At 67.8% G+C, this 7,288-nt stretch carries 8 protein-coding genes and 1 pseudogene; 8 read left to right on the top strand and 1 reads right to left on the bottom strand.

Annotated features, from left to right (window positions below; all coding sequences use genetic code 11):
• The 3 genes from AD428_RS20165 to AD428_RS20155 all read left to right on the top strand — a co-directional run.
• Nucleotides 1–920 (top strand): Bug family tripartite tricarboxylate transporter substrate binding protein (locus AD428_RS20165; protein ID WP_053246368.1); only part of this gene is annotated, 920 nt, incomplete at its 5' end.
• On the top strand, nt 917–2,140 hold the full coding sequence (locus AD428_RS20160) for a CaiB/BaiF CoA transferase family protein (protein WP_053246367.1): 1,224 nt from the start codon (nt 917–919) through the stop codon (nt 2,138–2,140). The genes AD428_RS20165 and AD428_RS20160, both read left to right, overlap by 4 nt.
• Nucleotides 2,141–2,142: 2 nt before the next feature.
• Complete coding sequence (locus AD428_RS20155) at nt 2,143–3,309, top strand: acyl-CoA dehydrogenase family protein (RefSeq protein ID WP_053246366.1); 1,167 nt, start codon at nt 2,143–2,145, stop codon at nt 3,307–3,309.
• 48 nt (nt 3,310–3,357) lie between these two features.
• On the opposite strand, the gene AD428_RS20150 is transcribed toward AD428_RS20155, so the two are convergent.
• Complete coding sequence (locus AD428_RS20150) at nt 3,358–4,095, bottom strand: IclR family transcriptional regulator (RefSeq protein ID WP_053246365.1); 738 nt, start codon at nt 4,093–4,095, stop codon at nt 3,358–3,360.
• A gap of 140 nt (nt 4,096–4,235) precedes the next feature.
• Here AD428_RS20150 and AD428_RS20145 point away from each other — a divergent pair, with 140 nt between their 5' ends.
• From AD428_RS20145 to AD428_RS20125, 5 genes and pseudogenes are all read left to right on the top strand, one after another.
• The gene (locus tag AD428_RS20145) at nt 4,236–4,622 is read left to right on the top strand and encodes a flagellar protein FlaG (protein ID WP_053246364.1); all 387 of its coding nucleotides are present in this window, start codon (nt 4,236–4,238) and stop codon (nt 4,620–4,622) included.
• A 117-nt stretch (nt 4,623–4,739) separates the two neighbouring features.
• Nucleotides 4,740–6,128: a flagellar filament capping protein FliD gene (gene fliD, locus AD428_RS20140; protein WP_053246363.1), complete on the top strand. Its 1,389-nt coding sequence runs from the start codon at nt 4,740–4,742 to the stop codon at nt 6,126–6,128.
• 17 nt (nt 6,129–6,145) lie between these two features.
• Nucleotides 6,146–6,601, top strand: coding sequence for a flagellar export chaperone FliS (gene fliS / locus AD428_RS20135; RefSeq protein WP_053246362.1), 456 nt, complete (start codon nt 6,146–6,148; stop codon nt 6,599–6,601).
• A gap of 21 nt (nt 6,602–6,622) precedes the next feature.
• Complete coding sequence (locus AD428_RS20130) at nt 6,623–6,976, top strand: flagellar protein FliT (RefSeq protein WP_053246361.1); 354 nt, start codon at nt 6,623–6,625, stop codon at nt 6,974–6,976.
• A pseudogene (locus AD428_RS20125) lies at nt 6,973–7,288 on the top strand (flagellar hook-length control protein FliK); the annotation flags it as partial. The gene AD428_RS20130 and the pseudogene AD428_RS20125, both read left to right, overlap by 4 nt.

The following is a 7,288-nucleotide window of genomic DNA, read 5'->3' as shown; positions in this document are numbered from 1 at the left end:
CGGCCGCGCCGGCCGCGCGGGCCGACACCTACCCCAGCAAGCCCATCACGCTGATCGTGCCCTTCCCCGCGGGCTCGGGCACCGATGCCGTGGGCCGCATCTTCGGCGCCGAGCTCGGCAACATCCTGGGCCAGCAGATCGTCGTGGAGAACAAGCCCGGCGCCAATGCGACCATCGCCGCCAGCTATGTGGCGCGCGCCAAGCCGGACGGCTACACGCTGTTCGTCACCACCAACACCTCGCATTCGGCCGCGCCCTTCCTGATGAAGAACGTGCCATACGATCCCGTCAAGGATTTCACCCCCATCGCGCGCGGCGGCAACCTGCCCTTCATCCTGGTGGTCAATCCGAAGCGGCCCTGGAAATCGGTGGGCGACCTGATCGCCGACGCGCGCCAGCATCCAGGCAAGATCACCTATGCCAGCGGCAACAGCACGGGCATCGTGGCCGGGGCCACGCTGTCCAACCGCGCCAAGGTGGATCTGCTGCACATTCCCTACAAGGGCACGCCGCAGGCCCTGACCGACGTGGTCGGCGGCCAGGTGGATTTCATGTTCACCGACCTCGCCTCGGGCCTGCCGTTCGTGCAGTCGGGCCAATTGCGCGCCCTGGCGGTGTCGACCGCCCAGCGCAGCGCCATCGTGCCCGACCTGCCCTCCATGGCCGAGTCCGGCGTGCCCGACTTCGACCTCAATTCCTGGAACGGCTATTTCGGCCCGGCCGGCATGCCGCCGGACATCGTGGCCAAGCTCAACGCCGCCATCAAACAGGTGGTTGCCAAACCCGACGTTCGCCAGCGCCTGGCCGCGCTCGGATTCGACGCCTTCTCCAGCACGCCCGAGGAATTCGCGCAGTTCGTCAGCGAACAGCGCGACCTCTGGGGCAAGCTCATCCGCGACGCGGGGATCGAACAGCAATGACGGAATCCGCATCCCAAGGCGCCGCCGGCCCGCTGGCCGGCGTGCGCATCCTGGACCTGAGCTCGGTGGTGATGGGCCCGTACGCGACGCAGGTGCTGGCGGACCTGGGCGCCGACGTCGTCAAGGTCGAATCGCCGGCCGGCGACAATATGCGGGCGGTGGGGCCCATGCGCAATCCCGGCATGGGCCATCTCTACCTGCACCTGAACCGCAACAAGCGCTCGGTGGTCCTGGACCTGAAGACGCCGGAGGGCCGCGAGGCCTGCCTGAAACTGGCCGAGGACTGCGACGCCCTGCTCTACAACATCCGGCCGCAAGCCATGGCCCGGCTGGGCCTGTCGTACGAGGACGTGGCGGCGCGCAATCCGCGCATCGTCTACCTGGGCGCCTACGGTTTCAGCGAAGACGGGCCGTATGCGGGCCGCCCCGCCTACGACGACCTGATCCAGGGGCAGACCGGCATCGCCGCCCTGTACCAGCAGCAGACCGGCGACGTGCCGCGCTATGCGCCGCTCACCCTGGCCGACCGCGCCGTGGGCCTGCACGTGGGCATCGCGCTGGTGTCGGCCGTGCTGCACGCGCGCCAGTCCGGCCGGGGACAGCAGGTGGAGATTCCCATGTTCGAAGGCATGGCCCACCTGGTGCTCGGCGACCACCTGGGCGGCGCCACCTTCGATCCGCCGCTCGGCCCCACCGGCTACGCGCGCCTGCTGGCGCCGCACCGCCGCCCCTACGCCACATCCGACGGCTATATCTGCCTGCTGATCTACAACGACAAGCACTGGCGCAATTTCTTCGACCTGATCGGCCGCCCCGAACTCGGCCAGGATCCGCGCTTCTGCACGCACGGCGCGCGCGCCGCGCACATCGGCGAGGTGTACGCCTTCGTGGCCGAGGTCATCGCCACGCGCGACACGGCATCCTGGCTGCGCGACCTGGCCGGGGCCGACATCCCGGCCTCGGCGCTCTACACCGTGGACGCCCTGCTGGAAGACGAGCACCTGGCGGCCACGCGCTTCGTCCGCGACGTGGACCACCCCACCGAGGGCAGGCTGCGCACCACCGCCCCGCTGGGCCGCTACCAGGGCACCCCGACCGCGATCCGCCGGCCCGCCCCCACGCTGGGCCAGCACAGCCGCGAAATACTGGGCGAAGCGGGCTACGACGCCGCGCAGATCGACGCCATGATCGCCCGTGGCATTACCCAAGAGGGAACCTGACGATGGACTTTGAATTCACTTCCGAGCAACTGGCGCTGCGTGACGCCGTCTCCCGCATCTGCGAACGCTACACCGACGAATACTGGCTGGAGCGCGACCGCGAGGGCGGGTTTCCCGAACCCCTGCACGCCGACCTGGCGCGCGACGGCTGGCTGGGCATCGCCATGCCCCAGGAATACGGCGGCGCCGGTCTGGGCATGACCGAGGCCGCCCTCATGATGCAGACCATCTCCGCCTCCGGCGCGGGGTTCACGGGCGCCTCCGCCGTGCACATGAACATCTTCGGGCTCAACCCCGTCGTGGTGTTCGGCACCGACGAGCAGCGCAAGCGCTGGCTGGAACCGCTGATCGCGGGCCGCGAAAAAGCCTGCTTCGCCGTCACCGAGCCGGACGCCGGCCTGGACACCACCAAGCTGGGCACGCGCGCGGTGCGCGAGGGCGACGAATACGTCGTGCACGGCCGCAAGATATGGATCTCCACCGCCCAGGTGGCCGACAAGATGCTGCTGCTGGCGCGCACCACGCCGCTGTCGGAAGTGAGCAAGCCCACCCAGGGCCTGTCGCTCTTCTATACCGACCTGGACCGCTCCAAGGTCGAGGTGCGCGAAATCGAGAAAATGGGCCGCAAGGCGGTGGACTCCAACATGCTGTTCATCGACGGCCTGCGCATTCCGGTGGCCGACCGCATCGGCGAGGAAGGCCGCGGGTTCGAGTACATCCTGCATGGCCTGAACCCCGAGCGCATCCTCATCGCGGCCGAGGCGGTCGGCATCGGCCGCGCCGCCCTGGACCGGGCCGTGAAATACGCGGGAGAGCGCGTGGTGTTCGGCCGGCCCATCGGCCAGAACCAGGGTATCCAGCATCCCCTGGCCCAGGCCTGGATGCAGCTCGAGGCCGCCGACCTGATGGTTTTCAAGGCGGCCAGTCTCTACGACGCCGGCAAACCCTGCGGCCCCTACGCCAATTCGGCCAAGTACCTGGCCGCCGAGGCCGGCTACAACGCCTGCCAGACCGCCGTCATGACCCTGGGCGGCATGGGCTACGCCAAGGAGTACCACGTGGAGCGCCTGCTGCGCGAGAGCTTCATTCCGCGCATCGCGCCGGTCAGCCCGCAGCTCATCATGTGCTTCATCGCGGAAAAGGTGCTGGGCCTGCCCAAGTCTTACTGAACGCCGCCCCGGGGCCGTCCCGCCGCGCGGGACAGCCCGGCGGCGCGTTCACGCCTGCTGCTCCAGCGCCGTGCAGGCCGCGCGCAGGATGCGCGCGTATTCTTCCTGGCGCGGCTCGATCCGGTAGATCGGCCCGCCCACCGAAATGGCGTAATGCTCGCCCGAGAGCGTCAGGGGCCAGGCGATGGCCCCCACGTCCGCGATCGACTCCCCGCTGTTCATGAACCAGCCGCGCTGGCGCGAGAGGCGGATATCCTCTTCCAGCGCCTGCAGGCTGGTCAGCGTGCGCTCGTTGTAGCGGGTGAGCGGCTGGCCGCCCAGCATCTGCGCGCGGGTTTTCTCGTCTTGTAGCGAAATGAGCGCTTTTCCCAGCGAATTCGCGTGAATATCCTTGAATTCGCCGGCAACCGGCGCATACCGGATGGTGTGCGGCGAATCGAGCACGTCCAGGTAGACCACGCGGGCGTCGGGCGTGAGCTTGGCAAAGACCACGGTTTCGCGCGTGGCGTCGCGCAGCTCGGTAAGGCTGGGATACACCCGGTCCAGCACCGGGTCGGCGCGGGCGATGCGCTGCGCCATGGCCAGCAGGCGGCCCGTGGGGTAATAGCCCTGGCGCCGGCCCGTTTCATACAGATATCCCAGCCCGGTCAGGGTGCGGATGAGCGCCAGGCAGCTCGATACCGGCACGTCGAGCAGGCGGGCAAGTTCCGACAGCGGCAGGGCGCGCTTCTCGCGGGCATAGGTTTCGATGATTTCGATCACGCGCAGCGCGGTCTTGACGCTCATTGCCCCATCCAGACGATTAGCTTGTGAAACATTTCGGCCGCCCGGCCCTAAAGTTCATTCTGACGTGGCCGTAATGGTAGCTGAGAATTCCCTGAAAACAGCGCGTTCCTCCGAGACGCACCACGCCTGCTGGAGTGATCATGGCCGTATCTCCCATCGCCCCCGCCGCCGTCCTCGCGACGCCTGCGGCGGCCGCCCCCGTCCCCGTTGCCGCCGAACCGGCCGTCTCGGTGACGCCCGCGGCGGCCGCTACCGACAACGCGGGGCCGGACTCCTCGACTTCCCGCCAGCAGTCCGGGTCGCAGAAGCTGCCCATCGAAAGGGCGCTGGACGAAATCAACGACCAGATGAAAGCCTGGTCCACCCAATTGCAGTTCGAGGTGGACCCCGACGTGCACCAGGTGGTGGTGTCCGTGGTGGACGCCGAGTCGGGCGACGTGATCCGCACGATACCCAGCGAAGCCGTGCTGAAGATCGCCAAAATGATCGTGAACATGCAAGGAAACGGCATCAAGACCTCGGCCTGAGCGTTTTTCCGCGCCCAACCCGGCGGAAAGGCCGAAATAGGCCCCCCTTATGCCCTTGCCCGGCCGATCGCCGGCGCCCCTTATTTGACAGAATCGTAGCTAGAAGGAATTTCATACATGGCCTCTATTACTAATCTTGGCGCGGTCTCGGGCCTGCCCCTCGAAGAGACCCTGAGCAAGCTGCAGGAAGCCGAGGACAAGAAACTCGAGATCTACACGCAGCGCCAGGAGAGCTTCCAGACCCGCATCGACGCCTACACGCAGCTCCAGAGCTACCTGGAATCGCTGCAGACGGCCGCCGCCACGCTGGGCAAGCCCGAGACCATGAGCGCCATGAAGGGCAGCGTGACCGGCGGCAGCGCCCTCACCGCCACGGTGGCCGCCGAGGGCGCCGCCTCGGGCCTGTACACCATTTACGTCAACAAGCTCGCCACCGCGCAGAGCCTGCAGTCCACGGCCGTGGCCGACCGCGCCGCCAAGCACGGCGACACCGGCTCCTTCGAGATCGAGCTGGCCGACGGCACCAAGACCACCATCGACCTGGGCAGCGACACCTCGCTCGACGGCATCGTCAAGGCCATCAACGCCAACGACAAGGCGGGCCTGTCGGCCACCGTCATCAACGACGGCAATGGCAACAACTACCTGATGCTCACCGCCAAGAACACCGGCGAGAAGGCCGCGGTGAAGAACATCACCGTCACCGGCGACCAGAGCCTGCAGGACCTGCTCGGCTTCAGCACCGCCGCCGACGGCACCACGAGCGGCATGGCCGCCACCGCGGCCACCAACGCCGAAGTGGTCATCAACGGCATCACCGTCACCAGCGGCTCGAACAACATCGAGGGCGCCATCGACGGCATCACCCTGAACCTTGCCGAAACCACCGAGGCCAACAAGCCCATCACGCTCAAGCTGGAGCGCGACACCTCCGTGGCCAGCACCGCGGTGCAGAACTTCGTGAAGGCCTACAACGCCCTGCAGAGCACGATCAAGAACCTCACCGCCTTCGACGCCCAGGCCGCCACCAACCAGCCGCTCACCGGGGACAGCACCACGCGCTCCATCCAGTCGCAGCTGGCCGGCGTGCTGCAAACCGTGGTGGGCGAAGGCTCGGTGCGCACGCTGGCCGACCTGGGCATCACCACCGACCCGCTGGCCCGCGAGCTCAAGCTCGACACCACCAAGCTCGACAAGGCGCTCAAGGAAAACTCGGCCGACGTCGCCACCCTGCTCACCGGCAAGGACGGCGTGGGCGAGAAGTTCGCCGCCGTCTTCGACGACATCCTGGGCTCCAACGGCATGATCAAGACGCGTCAGGACGGCCTGGCCAAGAGCATCGCCGCCGTGAAAGACCAGCAGACGCGCGCCAAGGAAGCCAGCGACGCCGAAATGGCGCAATTGCGCACCCGTTTCGTGGCGCTCGATACCTTCGTGGCGCAGATGACCAGCATGGGCAACTACCTGACGCAGCAATTCGAAGCCCTGAGCAAATCGACCAAGTAATCGTAGAAGCGCCTTAAATGACCTATGCCGCCCGCCGTCCCTCGGGATCCTACTCCGTCCGTTCCTACGCCGACATCGGCCTGGAAACCCAGGTCATGGGCGCCAGCCCGGAGCGGCTGATCACCCTGCTGTTCACGGGCGCGCGGACGGCCATCGGGCAAGCGCGCATACACCTGCAGGAGGGCCGGGTCGCCGAGCGCGGCGCGGCCATCTCCAAGGCAATCCGGATCGTCGACGAGGGCCTGAAAACCGGCCTCAACATGGAAGCGGGCGGGGAAATCGCCGCCAACCTGGCCAGTCTCTACGATTACATCGTTCGCACCCTGCTCACGGCGAACCTGAGGGCCGATCTCGCCCAGCTCGACCTCGCCGACCGCCTTCTGGCCGACCTGGCCGAAGCCTGGCAGACCTCCATAGACCGCCCGGCCGGCGTCCATGGTTCCGAGGTCCCCAGCACCCCTACTTCTGCCTGACTTCGCCCGCGCGAGATTTCCATGACGTCCCTTACCCAGTATTCCACCCCCATCCTGGAGTATTACCAGGAGATCGCCTACATCACGGGCGAGATGCTTTCGGCCGCGCGGGCGGGCGACTGGGATGCGGCCATGGCGCATGGGCAGCAGTATTGCGAACTGGTCGAGCGCCTGCGCCTGACCGAACCCGCCGCCCCCCTCGACGAGGCGGGCCGGGCCATGAAGTACGACCTGCTGGTGCGCATCCTGGAAAACGACGCGCTCACCCGCAACCTCGCCATTCCGCAACTGGCCCGGCTGGGCGAGCTGCTGGGCCGCATGAAGCGCCAGCAGTCCTTGCTCTCGACCTACGGCTACCAGGCGCCTGACCAATGAGCGTAGGTCCCGCCGCACTTGGCAACGTCCTGGTGCAGCGGCTGGATGCGGTGCTCGGCACCACCATGTCCGCCGCCAGCGCCAACCAGGTTTCCGGGGCGCGCCCCGACGCGGTGGCGCAACCCGGCAATATCGAGAAACCGGGGCAATCCGACGGCTCCGCGCGCGATCCCCGCCAGGGCGGACAGGCGGGCGCCGCCCGCGGCGACCGGCCCGCAGCGCCCCTGGTGGACGCCAAGACCGCCGCCGCGCTGGCGCTCGCCGCCCGCGGCGTCGTCACCCAGCAGCGATTCCACCGCCTCGGCGCCCCAC

This window comes from Achromobacter sp. DMS1 (genome assembly GCF_001270295.1).
Note: the sequence above shows the minus strand (reverse complement) of the source record. Positions and strands in the feature narration are given on the sequence as shown.